The sequence below is a fragment of the Bacillus sp. PAMC28748 genome (assembly GCF_014250415.1).
Classification (GTDB): domain Bacteria; phylum Bacillota; class Bacilli; order Bacillales; family Bacillaceae; genus Bacillus; species Bacillus licheniformis.
In genome coordinates, this window is sequence record NZ_CP060192.1 from 2,425,852 (window position 1) to 2,441,481 (window position 15,630).

Consider the following 15,630-nt stretch of genomic DNA (forward strand, 5'->3'; position numbering starts at 1 on the left):
CTTCTTCTAGTGGAAGAGGCTGCTTTATGCATTTCCGACAACATTCTGGTCGCTTACATCCGGGTCTATATAATTTGTCGCGTTTATACCATTGTTGACGATAAGGAAATCTCCAGTATTACCAGCACCAGAACCGAGTGCAGACTTTGAAGAGCTTTTTGGAGATAGATAAAAAGAATCGCCGAAATTCACTACTCCTCCTGAGATTTCATTGATTTTAATGGGTCCGACAATGGCTGGCATGATTGATCGACATCCTTTATAGAAGTCTCTGAACCAGTATATGTCGGCCGGGCGGTTATTGTGAGTTCCTTGCAGGAGGAAGCTTTCTGATATGTTTGACTCTCGCCTCGGAAATCATGCGGCGCGTCGAACCAACCTGAAAAACTGAAGAAGAAGATACCCCGGCAATTTTTACAGCTCTGACTCGAATGACGGGAACCTCATGGAAAAAAGCTGATGAGAAGCCGGTTTCCGGTAATAAATGTGGTATCGGCTGCTGAAAGAGAGGGAAATCTTCCTGATTAAATGAGCCTTCATTTCCGAAAAAAAGTGAAAGGTAGCGCTGAACAGCGAGAATTTTCACTTTAGGAATAATCTCTTCGACATCCCCGATTTGCAGCGTGCTGGTGATCCCTACTGAATGAACTTTCATAAACTTTACTTTTGACGTTCTGATCATCTTGATTCCGGCGCCAGCGGGACAAACGGCCCGACAATGAGAGATTCAGGCGGTGTATCAAAAATTGATGACAGGGAAATGCATTCTGTATCTCCGATTAAAAAAACAGATGAGCTTGAAACTGCGGTAATATTAATATTGCCTACATCGAAACAGCGGTTCACAACGGTAAAATTCATTCGTTTTCATTTCCTTTCATTTCGTCAGGAATCGATTTGAGAAAGTGTTCGATTGCCCGCGCGATATCACGCTTCACATAATCGGCCAGCCGTTCTGCATGCTCGCGGGACTGGATGTTTTCGTCAGGCTGCACATGTTTGACGTAATAGCGGATGCGGCTGTCGATTTGCTTTCTGATGTCTTCGATGATATGGTGGCGGTTTGTATCGTCCAGTTTACTGTCATACCGGTCTTCCAGCTGTTCCAGCAAACGAGGGGTCTCTTCGTTTAAATAGGCATCGACAAGCTGTCTCGTTTGCTGCATCAGCTGGCTGTCAAGCTCCTGCTGAAGCATTCCGATACCCGGCGGCTGTTGGCTGATTTCAAAGTTTTCGACATTATCCGGGTCCGCAGGATTGAGTCCGATATTTAGCGTTCCGTCCAAGCGTTCAATTTTTAGTTGATCAAATTTGTATTCGATCCGGTCGATCCGGGTGCCGGGATTTTCTTTCAGCTGGTTCAACTCCGAATGCAATACGGCAATCTGACTTTCGAGCCTCTGGATTTGCGCAGCCTGCTGCTGCAAATACACATACCAGTTCTGTGGATTGCTTTGTTTCATGAGATTACACCCCCGTATATCTATGGTACTGTAACAGAAGGAGCGTGAAGAGGAACGAGAGTCGGTTGAGTCCCATCTCCAAAAGCGTCGTCAAAGACTTCGCCGGTTACCGGAGGTGCGGGTTCTGTGTAGCTTCCGGTATTGTACAGGTTGGCAAGTGTTTTGATTGAACCGGCGCTTCCAATCTGCAATACGGAAGAGTTGCTGATTCCTTCAACTCTTAAATAATTGATTTGTATTGTTTGATTGATATAAAAGTTCATGCCTTCACTCCCTACAGGTTGCCTGCGACCGGCTGATCGATTACATCGTTGTCATATGTGTTGGTGATGCTGTTCTGGTTGTATACTCTGAGTCCGTCTCCGGTATTGAAGCTGCCGGCACCCGCAAATGTTTTAACTTCTGCATAAGGAGAAATCGTGATGCAGTCTCCGACATGAACAACGCCGCTCGTACCGACGGCATTTACTTTAAAAGCTCCGACAATAGCTGGCATGATGGCACACCCTTTAATTGATCAAACATTTTTTTATGGGCTATACACCATATCCTATGTTGATTAGGCGCTTTTGTGATTAAAAATGAGGTTCTTCCGTGAGTGCAGATCACATACTGGTGAAACTAATAAGATGAGAAAACGTATGAAGAAGGAAAACGTGCGATAAGGGGAGAGACGTATGTATTTTCAATTGAATCCGATATCAATCGCTGCAGCCCTGCTGTTCTTTGCGGCCGCATATGCAGTCGGAATAAAAAAGCAAACCTGGATATTGCGGGGGTTTCGCCGGGAAAGGGTAAGGGATCAGGATAAGCTGGCGAAAATCGCTGGGTATTTCTTTTTGAACAGCGGATTTTTGTTATTTTTAAATGGGGTTGTTTACATCCCGTATCAAGAGTCTTTTACACCTTCAGCCATTCTTGCCTACGGTATTTGCACGATGATTTATGTTCAAAAAACAATGGCCGAATAGCCCAAGCTGCGACCCGAAATCAACGGATGATGAAATGGAGGAGGAAGGAGGCCGGCATCAGGCGCAGCTTGCAGTCGGAGGTCATGACGTGTGGCGGCCTTTTCTTTCTTCCGCATGCACGCAGTTATCATCCTTTTGCATTCTTTGATTCAGCAAGTTGTCCAATTCCTGACTGCATCGAATGGCCTCTTTGGAGTTGATGCCGAACTTTTCGGCAGCTTCAAATAAGGCCAGTCTTTTTGCTTCAATTTTATTGTTCATCATGGCAGTCTCCAACTTTCGATTTGTATTTTGAGTCGGTAATTTCAGGTATTCAGCGCATTGATGTCCTTGATATTGCTAGTATACCTTATTTTGTGTAAAAGGGATTTTTTTCGCCAATATGACAAAAAATGTGACATTTTTTTCGGAGGACAGCGACAGTCTATTATCGGGAAAGCTCGAAAAGCAGGAACCGCTTCCTCTGATCGATGAAATGAAAAATTTGTTTTTGCTCATCTTCGAGCCGGCTGTATGTGACGGTTGTATAAGGATCATGTTCAAGAAAAGGCGCGATTGTCTCGTGCCAGTTTACCGCATACCGCGAAAGCCGGCTGATTGTAAATTGGCGGTGCAAGACATTTTTCATTAAATTAAAGTATTGGGATTGAAAAGCCGGGATGTCGAGCAGCCTTGCAGACAGCGTATTATAGCCTTTCGCCGGAATCCGGTTGTGCTCCATTTCTTCCCCGTGAATATTCCGTCCCCATGTCGCGTCATAATCCCATGGAATGATTTGAAACGTTTTTGTGCGACCGTTTAAATAAAGCGCGTAATTATGGACAAAGCCGTCGAAATTTTGGGTGTAGACGGCGCCGATGAGCCACAGCAAATATTGTTTGACATCGAGATAGCGTTTGATTTCTTTTTCAAATATGTCGTCTTTGGCGGTATTGATAAAGTAGATAAACTCCTGGAGGTAGTCATCGTGGCGGCTTGAACCCGTTTTTCTTTCGTATCCCTGCATGAGATTTTGCTTAGCCTTTTTATTGAAGGAACTCAGCAGAGAAAAATTAGCATCGTCATCAACGGCATAATAAATGGCCCCCCTTTCTAAATTTCTCCTCTTTAAGAAATGATCGTCAACAGATTCGATTTTTAAATAGATGCCTTCTTTTTTTTCATTGATATAAAGGAAAACGTGTGATGCTGCTGGCGCAAGGACGCCGATTTGTTCAAAAAAATGAAAGGAAAGCCTGTTTCTGATGAAAGACGGATCATGATATTCCGCGTTCAAATGAAACGCAGCCTTTTCTTTATTGTCCGGATATTGAATGAAATAGGATTTTTTCGTCAGTTTGCGGGTGTGGGCCCCTCTGTATGACACTGCGACAGGCGTCTTTGCTGAACCGGTCAAGAGCATGCCGGGAACGGCTTCATCACTCCAGACGTCTTTTTTCAACTCAAGCAGATGCTTCGGATGAATGTGCAGCCTAAAGGCCGGCAAGGCAGTGGCACTCATCATCATTTCCTCCTTTTTCAGCTGACATATCATATGTGAAAAAAACCTGTCCCGGAAGCAGACCGCCTAAGTTTGAACAAAAACAGTCATTTGCCTCAGTACACTTGTCTTTACGGCGCGTATGATAAATCAGGACATAAAAAAGGAAGAACAGGAGGTTACAAGATGAGTGGTGTCCATGATCATGACATTAAAAAGGCAGTAGACCAGCTGAAGAGCGAAGGCAGAGACCATTATTTAGACCGGGAACCCGAAGAATACGCCGGCTCGGGAAAAGAGCGGCGTCCGCATAACATTTGGGATCTTTGGTGGGGAATAAAGCCGGACAGAAGCAAAAAACATCATAAAAGCAAGAAGCATGACGACTATGAAAAGCCGGATAAAAGCAAAAAGCCCGACAAAAGCAAGAAACCCGATGACTGCAAAAAGCCTGACAAAAGCAAGAAACCAGACGACTGTAAGAAGCCTGACAAAAGCAAAAAACATCACGACTGCAAAAAACGCGACAAATGCGGCCGCAAACGCCCCGACCATCATCGCTGCAAGAAGACTCACCATCATAAAAGAGGCGGCTATGAAACCATTACAAAATGGTCTGACGGAAATCTGACCGAGGTCATCTACCGGAAAAAATAAGAAAAGCGGCTTGCTGCATGGTGAGCCGCCATTTTCTTTTCCGGGAAGGAACGCCCGGGACTTTAGAAGCGGTTTTCTGAAAGAGGAAAGGAATTTTCGTTTTTTTAGAGAATATGTAGAATAGCTTTAAATCATACTGCGGGGGAATATTTATGAAGTTTGCGACAGCAAAGCTGCACAGCCGTACATTTGTAGGGCTTGTCATGGATGAGAAGATAATGGATTTGCAAAAGGCGGAAAAAAAGCTGTTTGAGCTTGAAACGATACCTGAAACGCTTATCGAATGCGTAAGCGAGGGAGAGAAGTTTGTCCGCCATGTCGAACAGCTAGTGGAATGGTCAAAGAAGAAAAACAGCGAAGAGAGCGGTTCGTATATTTATCCGCTGTCAGACGTCGATTTGCTTGCACCGATTCCCGAACCGCGGAAAAATGTGATCTGCATCGGAAAAAATTATCGGGATCATGCGATTGAAATGGGAAGTGAAGCAGATATTCCCGAACATATCATGGTGTTTACAAAAGCGCCGACTTCGGTCATCGGCCACATGGAAGGGATTGATGCCCACGAAGGCGTGACAGAGGCGCTCGATTATGAAGGCGAGCTCGCGGTTGTCATCGGCAAAACGGGAAAAAACATCCCGAAAGCTGAAGCGCTCGACTATGTGTTCGGCTATACGATCATTAACGATGTGACGGCGCGCGATCTGCAAAAGAGGCACAAGCAGTTTTTTATCGGCAAAAGCCTTGATGCGACCTGCCCGATGGGGCCGTTTCTTGTACATAAATCAATGATTGAAGACCCCGGTGACCTGAAGGTGGAGACGAGAGTGAACGGCGAACTCCGCCAGTCGGGGAGCACAAAGGACATGATTTTTCCGATTGCGGAAATGATCGAAACGCTGTCCAAAGGAATGACGCTTGAAGCGGGGGATATTATCGCAACCGGTACGCCGTCAGGAGTCGGCAAAGGCTTTAATCCGCCGAAGTTCCTCCGAAAAGGCGATCAGGTCGACATTACGATCGAACCGATCGGAACGCTTTCCAATCCAGTTAAATAAAGGATTGTCAAAAGGATGGCTTTAGCATATAATGAAGCTGTCAAATTTTTTAGAAATGAGGGATGTGTGATGAGAATGGATATTGTCTTTTTTGCCCAACAAACGATCATTGCACAGCCCATGTAATATTTCGACTGGTATTCTTCAAATGGATCTGGTGATATTTCCATGGGCTGTGAACCGGCTCATGGAGTGTTTATATGTTGAAAGAGCCGTGTATTTGCGGCTCTTTTTTTAATCAATCATCAGATCTTTAGGAGGAAACCGAATTGAATTTATCAGCATTAGGCATCAAATATATCATGGAAGCTTTAAAGGATGAGGAAGGTCTGGTTTTGGGAAGGATCGCCCTTGAGCATAAAAGGTTGTACCGGGTATGGACGGAAGAAGGTCAGTGGCTTGCCGAAATCTCCGGCAGGCTGCGGTTTGAAGTGGAAAGCCGCGGAGACTACCCCGCTGTCGGCGATTGGGTGTATATGCGCCCACGCGGCGGCGAAAAGAAGGGAATCATCACGGAGGTCGTTCCCCGATTCAGCAAATTTTCGCGCAAAGCGGCGGGTGAGCCGGCGGAGGAACAGATCACCGCAGCAAACGTCAATACGATCTTTCTCGTCAATGCGCTCGGTCTGGATTTTAATGTGAGAAGAATCGAACGCTACTTGCTGCTGGCATGGGAAAGCGGAGCCAATCCCGTCATCGTCTTAAGCAAAGCGGACATTGCTGACCGGATTGAAGAAAAGGTGCGCCAGGCGGAGTCCGTGGCATTCGGGGTGCCGATTCACGTCATCAGCGCTCATGAAGGCAGTGGGATGGATGAGCTGAAAGCGTATGTGAAACAAGGGGAAACCGTCGCCCTTTTAGGGTCGTCAGGCGTCGGAAAATCAACGATCATCAACTTTTTTCTGAAGGAAGACAGGCAAGCCGTCCAATCCGTTCGTGAAGATGATGACAAAGGGCGGCATACGACGACGCACAGGGAGATGTTTATGCTGCCTGAAGGCGGGCTTTTAATCGATACGCCGGGGATGCGGGCCTTAGAGCTTTGGGAATCGGAAGAAGGATTCAGACAGAGCTTCAGCGATATTGACCAGCTTGCAAAAAACTGCCGATTTTCAGACTGCATGCATCAAACAGAACCCGGCTGCTCCGTGCAGGAGGCGCTGGCTGACGGCAGACTCGATGCCGGCCGGTTCCAAAGCTACCTGAAATTAAAAAAAGAGCTCGAATACCTCGAAAGAAAAACGGATAAACGGGCGGCGCAGCAGGAAAAAAAGCGGTGGAAACAGATAACGAAAAGCATGAAAAAGAACAAACGCAAATAAATGAAAAAGGCGCTGATGAATGATCTCAGCGTCTTTTTTGCTGCGGAAATGACAGCGTTCACATTGTTTTGTTTAATGGACCGGTTCATGATAAGATAAGAACGATACCTGATTTGATAGGGGGAAAAATGAATATGACGCATATGCATATCACGTCTTGGGTGATCGCGCTCATTTTAGTGTTCGTTGCTTACGGACTTTACTCATCTGGAAACAGCAAAGGCGCAAAAATTACACATATGATTCTCCGCTTATTCTATATTATCGTTATCATTACCGGGGCGCAGCTCTTTTTAAAGTTCACGGCATGGAACGGAGAATACATAGCGAAGGCCTTGCTCGGCCTCATCACCATCGGATTCATGGAAATGCTATTAATCCGCAGGAAAAACGGAAAAGCGGCCACTGGGATCTGGATCGGCTTTATTGTCGTTCTGCTCTTGACGGTTGTGCTTGGACTCCGGCTTCCGCTGGGCTTTAAAGTGTTTTAATTAAATGACATCGGTTCTTTATGAGGACTGGTGTCTTTTTTATGTCGGCGGCTTGAATGTTGAAATCATAACGATTCGTTCCCCATCTGAAGCGGTCCATTCAAATCTGTCCTTCCACTCCTCTTTTCTTTCGTAATGATGCTGCAGGGCGCATTGTTTCATATCATGAGAAAACTGATAAAACGAAACGCCCTTGACATCCTTTTTCTCGGGCCAAAAGCTCAGGCCGTTATAGGCGAAGACGCAGTCAAAGACGGAAAAGCCGAGGCTGTTCAGCTGATCCAAAAAAGAATAGAACTGTCCGTCTTCCAGATCGTTCAAAAATTCGAGAAATGCCTGTTTTACCGTTTTCAGATAACGGATCGGTTCTCCTCCTGTCAGCTTCACGGTCTCCGGTTTTTCCGTTACGGCGAATTGATCAAACAGTTCGGCTTTTTGCCATTCTCCGTCTATGCTGATGAAAACTCCGGGGCTGTTCAGGCTTTCAACCAAAAGCAAATCTCCTTCTTCATTTTCAATCAGGCAGATCCCGTCTTCCATTAAAATTTTGCCGTAAATCCATTTGCGCTTTTCGGCATAAAGTCGTTTCTGGCGTTCGGTGTCCATGGGCGGTCTCCTTTCTTATTTCGTTTTTTCCAAAACGGGCTTGTCTCATACAAGACTCTGTTGGACAATTCAACTATTATTTTAAGGTGCATAAAATAGGTAAAGTGACAAAGGAAGTGAAGCCTAAAGCAGAGGAAGTACATTAGAATTGGAGCTGATCGACAATGTGTGGAATAACGGGGTGGGTCGATTTTAAGAAGCCGCTTGTCCGAGAGCAGTCAATCATGGAGAAGATGACTGATACGCTTTCGAAAAGAGGACCTGATGATACGAATATTTGGGGAAAGCGCCATGTTTTATTCGGACATAAACGCTTGGCAGTTGTGGATCTGGAAGGCGGCAGACAGCCGATGACCCGCACACATCAAGGATATGATTATACGATTTGCTATAATGGCGAGCTCTATAATACGGAGGATTTGCGAAAAGAGCTTAGGCGGCGGGGGCATCAATTCAAGAGCCACTCAGATACAGAGGTTTTGCTTCATTCATACATGGAATGGAAAGAGGAATGCATCGACAGGCTGAACGGAATTTTTGCATTTGCGGTATGGGATGAAAAGCGGGATCTTCTTTTTGCGGCACGCGACCGGCTTGGTGTTAAACCGTTCTTTTACACCGAACAGGGCTCATCATTTTTGTTCGGATCTGAAATCAAAGCCATCCTCGCTCATCCTGAAGTGAAAGCAAAGGTAGACCGTTCAGGGCTGGCAGAAATTTTCGGCCTCGGCCCGTCACGATCGCCGGGGAGCGGTGTTTTTAAAGGAGTAAAGGAGATCCGCCCGGGGCATGCGATGATTTTCTCAAAAGACGGTTTAACGGTTTGGCGCTACTGGAATGTGAAAAGCGAGAAGCATACGGACAGCTTTGACGAAACGGTGGAAAATGTGCGGTCGCTGTTTCAGGACGCCGTTACAAGGCAGCTTGTGTCTGATGTGCCGGTATGTACGTTTTTATCTGGAGGGGTCGATTCGAGCGCCATTACCGCAACGGCCGCCAAGCATTTCGAGAGAGAAGGGAAGGCGCCCCTTCATACGTTTTCGATCGATTATGAAGACAATGAGCAATATTTTACGTCAAGCTCATTTCAGCCAAACGCCGACGGCCCGTGGATTAAAAAAATGTCCGATGCATTCGGAACGGTTCATCACAATTGCGTGATATCCCAGGAGGAGCTGGCTGCCTATTTGGAAGAAGCCGTACTGGTTCGGGATTTGCCGGGGATGGCTGATGTCGATTCTTCCCTGCTATGGTTCTGCCGCGAGATTAAAAAAGACTTTGTCGTGAGCCTTTCAGGGGAATGCGCGGACGAAATTTTCGGCGGCTATCCTTGGTTCCATTCGGCAGAAGATGTGAAAGGTTTCCCATGGATGAGATCAATGGAAGAACGGATCGCACTTCTGCAGGACGGCTGGCAGAAAAAGCTGAACCTCAGCGAATATGTGAAGGCAAAATATGAGGAAACAGTTAAAGAAACACCGCTGCTGGAAGGAGAAACGGGTGCGGAGAAACGAAGGAGAGAGCTGTTTTACTTAAATATGCTCTGGTTTATGACAACGCTCTTGGATCGAAAAGACAGAATGAGCATGGGTGCGAGCCTCGAGGTCAGGGTTCCGTTTGCAGATCACAGGCTTGTCGAGTATGTCTGGAATATTCCATGGGATGTCAAAATGCATGGCAGCCGTGAAAAAGGCATCTTCCGCAAGGCGCTGGAAGGCATTTTGCCTGATGAAGTGCTGTACCGCAAAAAAAGCCCATATCCGAAAACGCACCACCCGGCCTATACGAAAGCCGTGATACGCTGGCTGGAGTCATTGCTGGAGCAAAAAGACTCGGCGCTCTATGCTTTCTTAGAAAAGAAAAAACTGGAGCGGCTGATTGAGACGGAAGGTGCATCATTTCAAGTTCCGTGGTACGGACAATTGATGAAGGGACCGCAGCTGATCGCCCACCTTGCCCAAATCCATACTTGGTTTGAAAGTTATCGAATTGATATCGAGGAATAACATAAAACACCCGGCATATGCCGGGTGTTCTGCGTTTTGGCAGCTAAGCTATAAAGAAACGGCGGCGTTTATTTTGAACACCGCCGATTTCTATGATCAGCAAGCCGGCCTGAGAGCCGGATGCATGAGAGTCCACAGGATAAAGACGCCGAGAGCGCCCAGCGGAATGCTGTGCCCTGGAATGGCGTTGACCTTGCCGTTTGTATATTTTCCGATCCGCGGCCCGAGAAACATGACAGCCGCAACTGCGCCCGCAGCGCCTGTCAAGTGAACGATTGAAGATCCGGCAAAATCGACAAATCCGAGGTCGTACAGCCAGCCTTCCCCCCAAGTCCAATGGCCGACAACCGGATAGATGAGACCGGTCATAAACAGCGTCAAGATCATGTAGCTGCCAAGCTTCATCCGTTCAGCGACAGCGCCGGAAATAATGGTGGCGCACGTAGCGGCAAACACGGCCTGAAAGACGAAAAATCCGACATCCTGATCACCCGCTAGAGCAAAACCGCTTGTGCCGATGAACCCGCCGGCGCTGTCCCCGAACATGAACGCGTATCCGGCGAAGAAATAAAGGATGGAGCCGATAGAGATCGTCAGGAAGTTTTTCATTAAAATGTTTAACGTGTTTTTAGCTCTTGTAAAGCCTGATTCAACCATCGCAAAACCGGCGTGCATAAAAAAGACGAGCAGAGTGCCGATGGCTACCCATGTCATGTTGACCGAGTCATTGACCGATTGCACCGTCGGTTCGGCGGCCAGAGCTGATGCTGCGAGGAAAAAACTGAGGAACAGGACGGCAGATACCTTGGTTTTCATAAGAATCACCCTTTCTTAAAGTATCGACTAAAAGAGAGCAGGAGGGAATCGGTCGTTTTAGACAATCGCTTCCTTTCCTGATTCCCCTGTCCGGATTCGGATCGCGTTTTCAATTGGAAGGACAAAGATTTTTCCGTCGCCGACCGTATTTGTCGAACATGTGCTTTCGATTTGATAATTTCATCAACGCTCTCCGATTCAATCACCATTTCGACTTTCACTTTAGGCAGCAGCTTGATTTCGTAGGAGGTGCCGCGAAACAGAGCCTGCTTCCCCCGCTGCTGGCCGCAGCCGGCAACCTCTGAGACGGTTAATCCGTTTATGCCAACCTCTTCAAGCTTTTTGCGGAGGCGGGGGAACTGTTCGGGGCGTATAATCGTTTCGATTTTTTTCACAATGCAAATCCTCCTTTTGGTGTAAGGTTATATTACGTTTGTTGTTATGTTTCTTATCATACGTAAAAGTAAATTGAAAATCAATACGAATTTTCAAAAAAATTAATCTATTAGACCTATTCTTTGAGAGGTCTGTGTTCATAGAATGGCAGTCTCGTTAAGTTTTATAACATGAAAAAACCTGCTTTCAACTGAAAGCAGGTTATGCTGCAAATCCTTTTTGAAGCCACATTTTAGATCTCCATCTTCTGTACATTAAAATTCCCCTGACCCATTCGTCGGCGATGAAGGAAAACCAAATTCCCGCCAGGCCGAATCCGAGCTGAATGCCGAAAATGTAAGCGATCGGAAGTCCGATTCCCCACATCGAGACAATCGCCATATAAACCGGATATTTCGCGTCTCCCGCAGCTCTGAGAGAATTAATGATGACCACGTTAAACGAGCGGCCGGGCTCCAAGATAATCGTCAAAAGGATCAGTATACTGGCCGTTGCGATAATATCGGGATTGCTGCTGAAAATGCCGATCAGCTGTTTTGAAAACACAGCGAAGAGAACGGAAGTAAATGTTGTAATGGCCAGAGCCCACCACAGGCTTTTCAGGCAGCGGCTGTATGCTTCATCAAATTGCTTCGCGCCGATATGGCGTCCGATTAAGATTTGCGTTCCCTGGCTGATCGCTGTGCCGAAAAGCATGATAAACATCATCAAATTTTGGGTATAGACTTTTGTTGTCAGCGCCTGCGCGCCCATCAGCGTGATAAAATAGGTGACAATCATCTGTGACGCGTTATATGACAGCTGCTCCCCTGCTGAAGGAATCCCGATTTTCAGCAGTTTTTTCAGGTGACTTTTCTTTAAGACAAACAGCCGTTTGGACAACAGCGGCATGCCGACGCGCTTTTTGACGAGCAGAGCGATCGCCAAAAGGCCGATGATGCGCGCGATTGAAGTGGACATTGCCACGCCGGCCACGCCTAAAACCGGAAAGCCGAACGGTCCGAATATGACAAGATAGTTGCCGGCGATGTTCAGGATATTCATGCCGATGGTTACAACCATTGTGTCCTTTGTATACCCGTAGCTTTTCAAAATGGCGCTGAACGTCATAATGAGCGCTTGGACAAAGGACAGTCCGCCGACGATCTGGAGAAAGATGCCGGCTTCAGCAAGCAGGTTGGCGGAAAGGCCCATCATCAATAAAAGCGGTTTGGCAAATATATAAATCGCCGCACTGATGAATAGACTGATGATAAAATTGGCGCTGATGGAAACATAGCCGACTTCCATTGCTTCGGCTTTTTGCCGCGCCCCTAAAAATTGAGAAATAATGACGGTTGTTCCTGTTGCGATAAAACCGAACATCACAATGATCAAGTTCAGCATTTGGTTGCTGACGCCGACGGCTGCCACGCTGTCGTCGGAATATTGGCTGAGCATCAGGGTATCTGCGTTGCCCATTAACATATATAATGAAACCTCGATAAAGATAGGCCAAGTCAATGCGAATAAAGAGAGGTTTTGAGGTGCTGTTTTTTTCATGGCGTTTGACCCCTTTCTTTTAAAATTCCGTTTTATAGTGTAACGCCATTTTCTTATAATAAGAAGAGACGAAACCGATACTTCTTGGAGAAATCCGACTTGATGAAAAAGGGGAGAGAACATGGAACATATCATCTTTACAATTCCGCCGCTCCCTGTGTTGATTACCGGCGGAGAAGGGCTGTTCAAAAGAGGGGAAAAGCATGTGAGGCGTGAATATTCCGTGTTTGATCTCTTATATGTGATACAGGGGGAACTATTTTTGACTGAGGACGGCGAGCCCCATCAGATCCGGGAAGGGGAATACATCATCCTTATTCCGGGGCTCGAGCATTATGGCCACCGCGGCTGTCAAGACGATACCCGCTATTTTTGGCTGCACTTTCAGGAGCCGTCCTATGGCTTCGCGCAGCAGGGAGGTGAGAACTGGACTGAACTCAAGCTGAGGAAGGGGACATTTGAAACGCCGACATTGTATCATTTAAAGATTCCGAGAAAGGGAAAGATCGACCAAAAAGCGTTTATCGAACAGCAGTTTAGGCGTTTGATTGACGATTCCGCCCAAAATTCCGACCTGCCGCTTCGCAGGCAGCTCTTGTTCGAAGAGCTGCTGATTCACTTGCAGAAGGAGGCGTTCCATATTCCTTCGGCGAGTGAGCGTGTAGCATCCGAAGCACAGCATTACATCGACCGCCATTATAAGGAGAAGCTCAGCATGGAGCAGCTCTCGGCTGCCCTTCATTATCACCAGGACTACATTACCCGCTGCATGCAAAAGGTGTTTGGCATCACACCGGGCCAATATGCCAATAAGGCGAAAGTTTTTGAAGCGAAGCGGCTCCTCTCTTCTACAAACGACAAAATGTCATCGATTGCCGAACAAGTCGGAATCGATGATCCGACCTATTTCTCAAAGCTGTTTAAACAAATAGAAGGGATTTCGCCCGTTGAATACAGAAAGATGATGAAGCGAAATATTGAGTGATATTTTCAAAGCATAGGAGGAGATAAGTTTGGCATCCATCAATGGTGAAAAAGTGAAATTGCGTACGATCACAATGGATGACCTGCCCGGATTATGGAGAATGATTTACGGAACTAAAAACCCTGAATGGAAAAAATGGGATGCCCCTTATTTTCCGCTTCAGCCCGAACCGTTTCAATACTTTGTCGATTCTTTAGTGCCGGCTTTAAAAGAAAAACCGCCGCGCTATTTGGCGATAGAGATCGGCGGAGAGCTGAAAGGAACCGTTTCTTACTATTGGGAATCCCGGCCGACACGCTGGCTGGAATGCGGGATCGGCATCTATGATCCGCGGTTTTGGAACGGGGGATACGGTACGGAAGCCGTAGAATTATGGATCGGCTTCCTGTTTGAAAACGTCGATGTGCCGAGAATCGGAATGACGACGTGGTCAGGCAACAGGCGGATGATGAGGTGCGCCGAAAAAGCCGGATTTAAGATGGAAGGCCGGATTCGCAAAGTCAGATATTATGACGGAGTCTATTACGATTCAATCAGATACGGAATCCTGCGGGAGGAGTGGGAGCTGATTTGCCGCGGAAGCTGACACGCTCTATAATATAATATTAGAAATCTTTCATCAGCGGACTAGAGGGGACCAATATGAAAAAAACCATTTATGATGTAGCGGAAGCGGCCGGCGTTTCGATTTCCACGGTTTCCCGGGTGATCAACAATACCGGGAGGATCAGCAGGTCGACAAGGCAAAGAGTGCATGCCGTCATGAAAGAGCTCGATTACCAGCCGAATGTTCACGCTTCTGCGCTTACCGGAAAGCGCACGAACATTATCGGCCTGTTGACGCCCGATATTGCAAACCCGTTTTTCGGCGAGCTTGCCAAAAGCGTTGAAGAGCGGGCGGGCGAGCTCGGCTTCAGCATTATGATGTGCAGTACCGACCGCGATCCGAAAAAGGAGACAACGTATTTCTCGGTCCTCAAGCAAAAAAGCGTCGACGGCATCATTTTTGCGACAGGCATCGAAAATCAGGAGACGATGGATGCGCTCGAGGATATTGCCAAAGAGGGCATACCGCTCGTGATGATTTCCCAGGATCGCGCCCTTGTTCCGATGGATGTCGTGGTCATCGATGATTTTATGGGCGGATATTTAGCGACGCGGCATTTAATTTCGCTCGGTCATAAGACAATCGCCTGCATCGCCGGCGACGGATCGACAACCGGAGAAAAAGACAGGCTGAAAGGCTTCAAAAAAGCGATGGATGAAGCAGGCATCAAAGCGGATGAAACGCTCATCGCCGGATCCGGTTTTTCCCTGGAATGCGGCAAAAAAGCGGCCGCTCAGATTTTCAAAAGCAATATTCCGACCGCCGTTTTTGCCATGAATGATGTGCTCGCGTGCGGAGTCATTCAGACTGCAAGGGAATGGGGGCTCCATGTTCCAACGGATTTATCGGTCATCGGCTTTGATAATACGTTTTTAGCCGAAATGACCGATCCGCCGCTTACGACAGTGTCTCAGCCGATTGAAGAAATGGGCCGCCGCGCGGCCGAGCTGCTTGCCGAAGAAATCAGCGGCAAGAAAAGCTCGAAAAGCAAAATCATTCTCACGCCTGAACTTGTCGTCAGACAGTCGACGGCCCCTCCATTTAAAAAAGAAGCACATGCCGAAAAGAGCGGGTTTTGATAGAAAAACGCTCTTTTTTCGTTTCTAAAGAGCAAGCGCTTGACCAAATTAATTCCTAAAAAACAATTGCGGATAAAATAAATACAGGGTAAAATCAGAATTGAAATGAGCAAGCGCTTTCTCTAATTAATAAAGCGCTTTCATGAAACGC

General features: G+C 46.9%; 19 protein-coding genes and 2 pseudogenes. 9 read left to right on the top strand and 12 right to left on the bottom strand.

All coding sequences use genetic code 11. The features are described from left to right. Positions 1-24: 24 nt before the first annotated feature. Genes H7F26_RS12330 through H7F26_RS12355 form a run of 6 tightly spaced genes read right to left on the bottom strand, consistent with a single transcriptional unit; the run spans position 25 to position 1,959 of the window. A complete protein-coding gene (locus tag H7F26_RS12330; protein ID WP_016885923.1) occupies positions 25-243 on the bottom strand; it encodes a spore germination protein in 219 nt (72 codons plus the stop codon). Positions 244-298: 55 nt separating this feature from the next. Then, positions 299-682, bottom strand: coding sequence for a spore germination protein GerPE (locus H7F26_RS12335; RefSeq protein WP_145722070.1), 384 nt, complete (start codon positions 680-682; stop codon positions 299-301). Further along, positions 679-861, bottom strand: a complete 183-nt coding sequence (locus H7F26_RS12340; RefSeq protein ID WP_003180439.1) for a hypothetical protein — start codon at positions 859-861, stop codon at positions 679-681. Before H7F26_RS12340 ends, H7F26_RS12335 begins: the two co-directional genes overlap by 4 nt. Beyond that, positions 858-1,463, bottom strand: a complete 606-nt coding sequence (locus H7F26_RS12345; protein ID WP_003180441.1) for a spore germination protein GerPC — start codon at positions 1,461-1,463, stop codon at positions 858-860. Before H7F26_RS12345 ends, H7F26_RS12340 begins: the two co-directional genes overlap by 4 nt. Positions 1,464-1,483: 20 nt before the next feature. Next, positions 1,484-1,726 carry a spore germination protein GerPB gene (locus tag H7F26_RS12350; RefSeq protein WP_003180443.1) on the bottom strand — a complete coding sequence of 81 codons (243 nt, stop codon included), beginning with the start codon at positions 1,724-1,726 and terminating at the stop codon, positions 1,484-1,486. Between the two features lie 11 nt (positions 1,727-1,737). Continuing rightward, positions 1,738-1,959 (bottom strand): spore germination protein, encoded by a 222-nt coding sequence (locus H7F26_RS12355; RefSeq protein WP_003180445.1) that lies wholly within the window; start codon positions 1,957-1,959, stop codon positions 1,738-1,740. Between the two features lie 181 nt (positions 1,960-2,140). On the opposite strand from H7F26_RS12355, the gene H7F26_RS12360 reads away from it, so the two are divergent. Further along, positions 2,141-2,434: a DUF3784 domain-containing protein gene (locus H7F26_RS12360; protein ID WP_009328891.1), complete on the top strand. Its 294-nt coding sequence runs from the start codon at positions 2,141-2,143 to the stop codon at positions 2,432-2,434. An 81-nt stretch (positions 2,435-2,515) separates the two neighbouring features. Here H7F26_RS12360 and H7F26_RS12365 read toward each other — a convergent pair whose 3' ends face one another. Both H7F26_RS12365 and H7F26_RS12370 read right to left on the bottom strand, forming a co-directional pair. After that, the gene (locus H7F26_RS12365) at positions 2,516-2,695 is read right to left on the bottom strand and encodes an aspartyl-phosphate phosphatase Spo0E family protein (RefSeq protein WP_011197747.1); all 180 of its coding nucleotides are present in this window, start codon (positions 2,693-2,695) and stop codon (positions 2,516-2,518) included. A gap of 166 nt (positions 2,696-2,861) precedes the next feature. Next, positions 2,862-3,935: a CotH kinase family protein gene (locus H7F26_RS12370; RefSeq protein WP_016886397.1), complete on the bottom strand. Its 1,074-nt coding sequence runs from the start codon at positions 3,933-3,935 to the stop codon at positions 2,862-2,864. Between the two features lie 165 nt (positions 3,936-4,100). Between H7F26_RS12370 and cotG the strand changes: the two genes are divergently transcribed. The 4 genes from cotG to H7F26_RS12390 all read left to right on the top strand — a co-directional run bounded on the left by cotG (position 4,101) and on the right by H7F26_RS12390 (position 7,442). After that, positions 4,101-4,571, top strand: coding sequence for a CotG/ExsB N-terminal domain-containing protein (gene cotG, locus H7F26_RS12375; protein ID WP_003180451.1), 471 nt, complete (start codon positions 4,101-4,103; stop codon positions 4,569-4,571). A 152-nt stretch (positions 4,572-4,723) separates the two neighbouring features. Next, complete coding sequence (locus tag H7F26_RS12380; protein ID WP_003180452.1) at positions 4,724-5,629, top strand: fumarylacetoacetate hydrolase family protein; 906 nt, start codon at positions 4,724-4,726, stop codon at positions 5,627-5,629. Positions 5,630-5,898: 269 nt separating this feature from the next. Further along, positions 5,899-6,951 (top strand): ribosome small subunit-dependent GTPase A, encoded by a 1,053-nt coding sequence (rsgA, locus tag H7F26_RS12385; RefSeq protein WP_003180453.1) that lies wholly within the window; start codon positions 5,899-5,901, stop codon positions 6,949-6,951. Between the two features lie 134 nt (positions 6,952-7,085). After that, positions 7,086-7,442, top strand: coding sequence for a YisL family protein (locus H7F26_RS12390; protein ID WP_011197750.1), 357 nt, complete (start codon positions 7,086-7,088; stop codon positions 7,440-7,442). Between the two features lie 39 nt (positions 7,443-7,481). On the opposite strand, the gene H7F26_RS12395 is transcribed toward H7F26_RS12390, so the two are convergent. After that, positions 7,482-8,048: a DUF2777 domain-containing protein gene (locus tag H7F26_RS12395; protein ID WP_003180458.1), complete on the bottom strand. Its 567-nt coding sequence runs from the start codon at positions 8,046-8,048 to the stop codon at positions 7,482-7,484. Positions 8,049-8,212: 164 nt separating this feature from the next. On the opposite strand from H7F26_RS12395, the gene asnB reads away from it, so the two are divergent. After that, positions 8,213-10,054 (top strand): asparagine synthase (glutamine-hydrolyzing), encoded by a 1,842-nt coding sequence (gene asnB / locus H7F26_RS12400; RefSeq protein WP_016886395.1) that lies wholly within the window; start codon positions 8,213-8,215, stop codon positions 10,052-10,054. 132 nt (positions 10,055-10,186) lie between these two features. On the opposite strand, the pseudogene H7F26_RS12405 reads toward asnB, so the two are convergent. From H7F26_RS12405 to H7F26_RS12415, 3 genes and pseudogenes are all read right to left on the bottom strand, one after another. Beyond that, a pseudogene (locus H7F26_RS12405) lies at positions 10,187-10,870 on the bottom strand (ammonium transporter); the annotation flags it as partial. A gap of 57 nt (positions 10,871-10,927) precedes the next feature. Then, positions 10,928-11,265, bottom strand: a pseudogene (locus H7F26_RS12410) (P-II family nitrogen regulator). Positions 11,266-11,467: 202 nt separating this feature from the next. Then, on the bottom strand, positions 11,468-12,808 hold the full coding sequence (locus H7F26_RS12415) for an MATE family efflux transporter (protein ID WP_003180465.1): 1,341 nt from the start codon (positions 12,806-12,808) through the stop codon (positions 11,468-11,470). 121 nt (positions 12,809-12,929) lie between these two features. Here H7F26_RS12415 and H7F26_RS12420 point away from each other — a divergent pair, with 121 nt between their 5' ends. The 3 genes from H7F26_RS12420 to H7F26_RS12430 are packed head-to-tail and all read left to right on the top strand — an operon-like array spanning position 12,930 to position 15,479. Continuing rightward, complete coding sequence (locus tag H7F26_RS12420) at positions 12,930-13,793, top strand: AraC family transcriptional regulator (RefSeq protein ID WP_003180467.1); 864 nt, start codon at positions 12,930-12,932, stop codon at positions 13,791-13,793. Positions 13,794-13,821: 28 nt separating this feature from the next. Next, on the top strand, positions 13,822-14,379 hold the full coding sequence (locus tag H7F26_RS12425) for a GNAT family N-acetyltransferase (RefSeq protein ID WP_003180469.1): 558 nt from the start codon (positions 13,822-13,824) through the stop codon (positions 14,377-14,379). A gap of 56 nt (positions 14,380-14,435) precedes the next feature. Beyond that, the gene (locus H7F26_RS12430; RefSeq protein WP_003180471.1) at positions 14,436-15,479 is read left to right on the top strand and encodes a LacI family DNA-binding transcriptional regulator; all 1,044 of its coding nucleotides are present in this window, start codon (positions 14,436-14,438) and stop codon (positions 15,477-15,479) included. Positions 15,480-15,630 lie beyond the last annotated feature (151 nt).

Bases quoted from the DNA above. Each gene is read 5' to 3' on its own strand.
- asnB (WP_016886395.1), top strand. From the start codon at position 8,213: ATGTGTGGAATAACGGGGTGGGTCGATTTTAAGAAGCCGCTTGTCCGA.
- H7F26_RS12395 (WP_003180458.1), bottom strand. From the start codon at position 8,048: ATGGACACCGAACGCCAGAAACGACTTTATGCCGAAAAGCGCAAATGG.
- H7F26_RS12420 (WP_003180467.1), top strand. From the start codon at position 12,930: ATGGAACATATCATCTTTACAATTCCGCCGCTCCCTGTGTTGATTACC.
- H7F26_RS12345 (WP_003180441.1), bottom strand. From the start codon at position 1,463: ATGAAACAAAGCAATCCACAGAACTGGTATGTGTATTTGCAGCAGCAG.
- H7F26_RS12355 (WP_003180445.1), bottom strand. From the start codon at position 1,959: ATGCCAGCTATTGTCGGAGCTTTTAAAGTAAATGCCGTCGGTACGAGC.
- H7F26_RS12350 (WP_003180443.1), bottom strand. From the start codon at position 1,726: ATGAACTTTTATATCAATCAAACAATACAAATCAATTATTTAAGAGTT.
- H7F26_RS12340 (WP_003180439.1), bottom strand. From the start codon at position 861: ATGAATTTTACCGTTGTGAACCGCTGTTTCGATGTAGGCAATATTAAT.
- H7F26_RS12330 (WP_016885923.1), bottom strand. From the start codon at position 243: ATGCCAGCCATTGTCGGACCCATTAAAATCAATGAAATCTCAGGAGGA.
- H7F26_RS12360 (WP_009328891.1), top strand. From the start codon at position 2,141: ATGTATTTTCAATTGAATCCGATATCAATCGCTGCAGCCCTGCTGTTC.
- H7F26_RS12415 (WP_003180465.1), bottom strand. From the start codon at position 12,808: ATGAAAAAAACAGCACCTCAAAACCTCTCTTTATTCGCATTGACTTGG.
- H7F26_RS12365 (WP_011197747.1), bottom strand. From the start codon at position 2,695: ATGAACAATAAAATTGAAGCAAAAAGACTGGCCTTATTTGAAGCTGCC.
- H7F26_RS12380 (WP_003180452.1), top strand. From the start codon at position 4,724: ATGAAGTTTGCGACAGCAAAGCTGCACAGCCGTACATTTGTAGGGCTT.
- H7F26_RS12430 (WP_003180471.1), top strand. From the start codon at position 14,436: ATGAAAAAAACCATTTATGATGTAGCGGAAGCGGCCGGCGTTTCGATT.
- H7F26_RS12390 (WP_011197750.1), top strand. From the start codon at position 7,086: ATGACGCATATGCATATCACGTCTTGGGTGATCGCGCTCATTTTAGTG.
- H7F26_RS12335 (WP_145722070.1), bottom strand. From the start codon at position 682: ATGATCAGAACGTCAAAAGTAAAGTTTATGAAAGTTCATTCAGTAGGG.
- cotG (WP_003180451.1), top strand. From the start codon at position 4,101: ATGAGTGGTGTCCATGATCATGACATTAAAAAGGCAGTAGACCAGCTG.
- H7F26_RS12370 (WP_016886397.1), bottom strand. From the start codon at position 3,935: ATGAGTGCCACTGCCTTGCCGGCCTTTAGGCTGCACATTCATCCGAAG.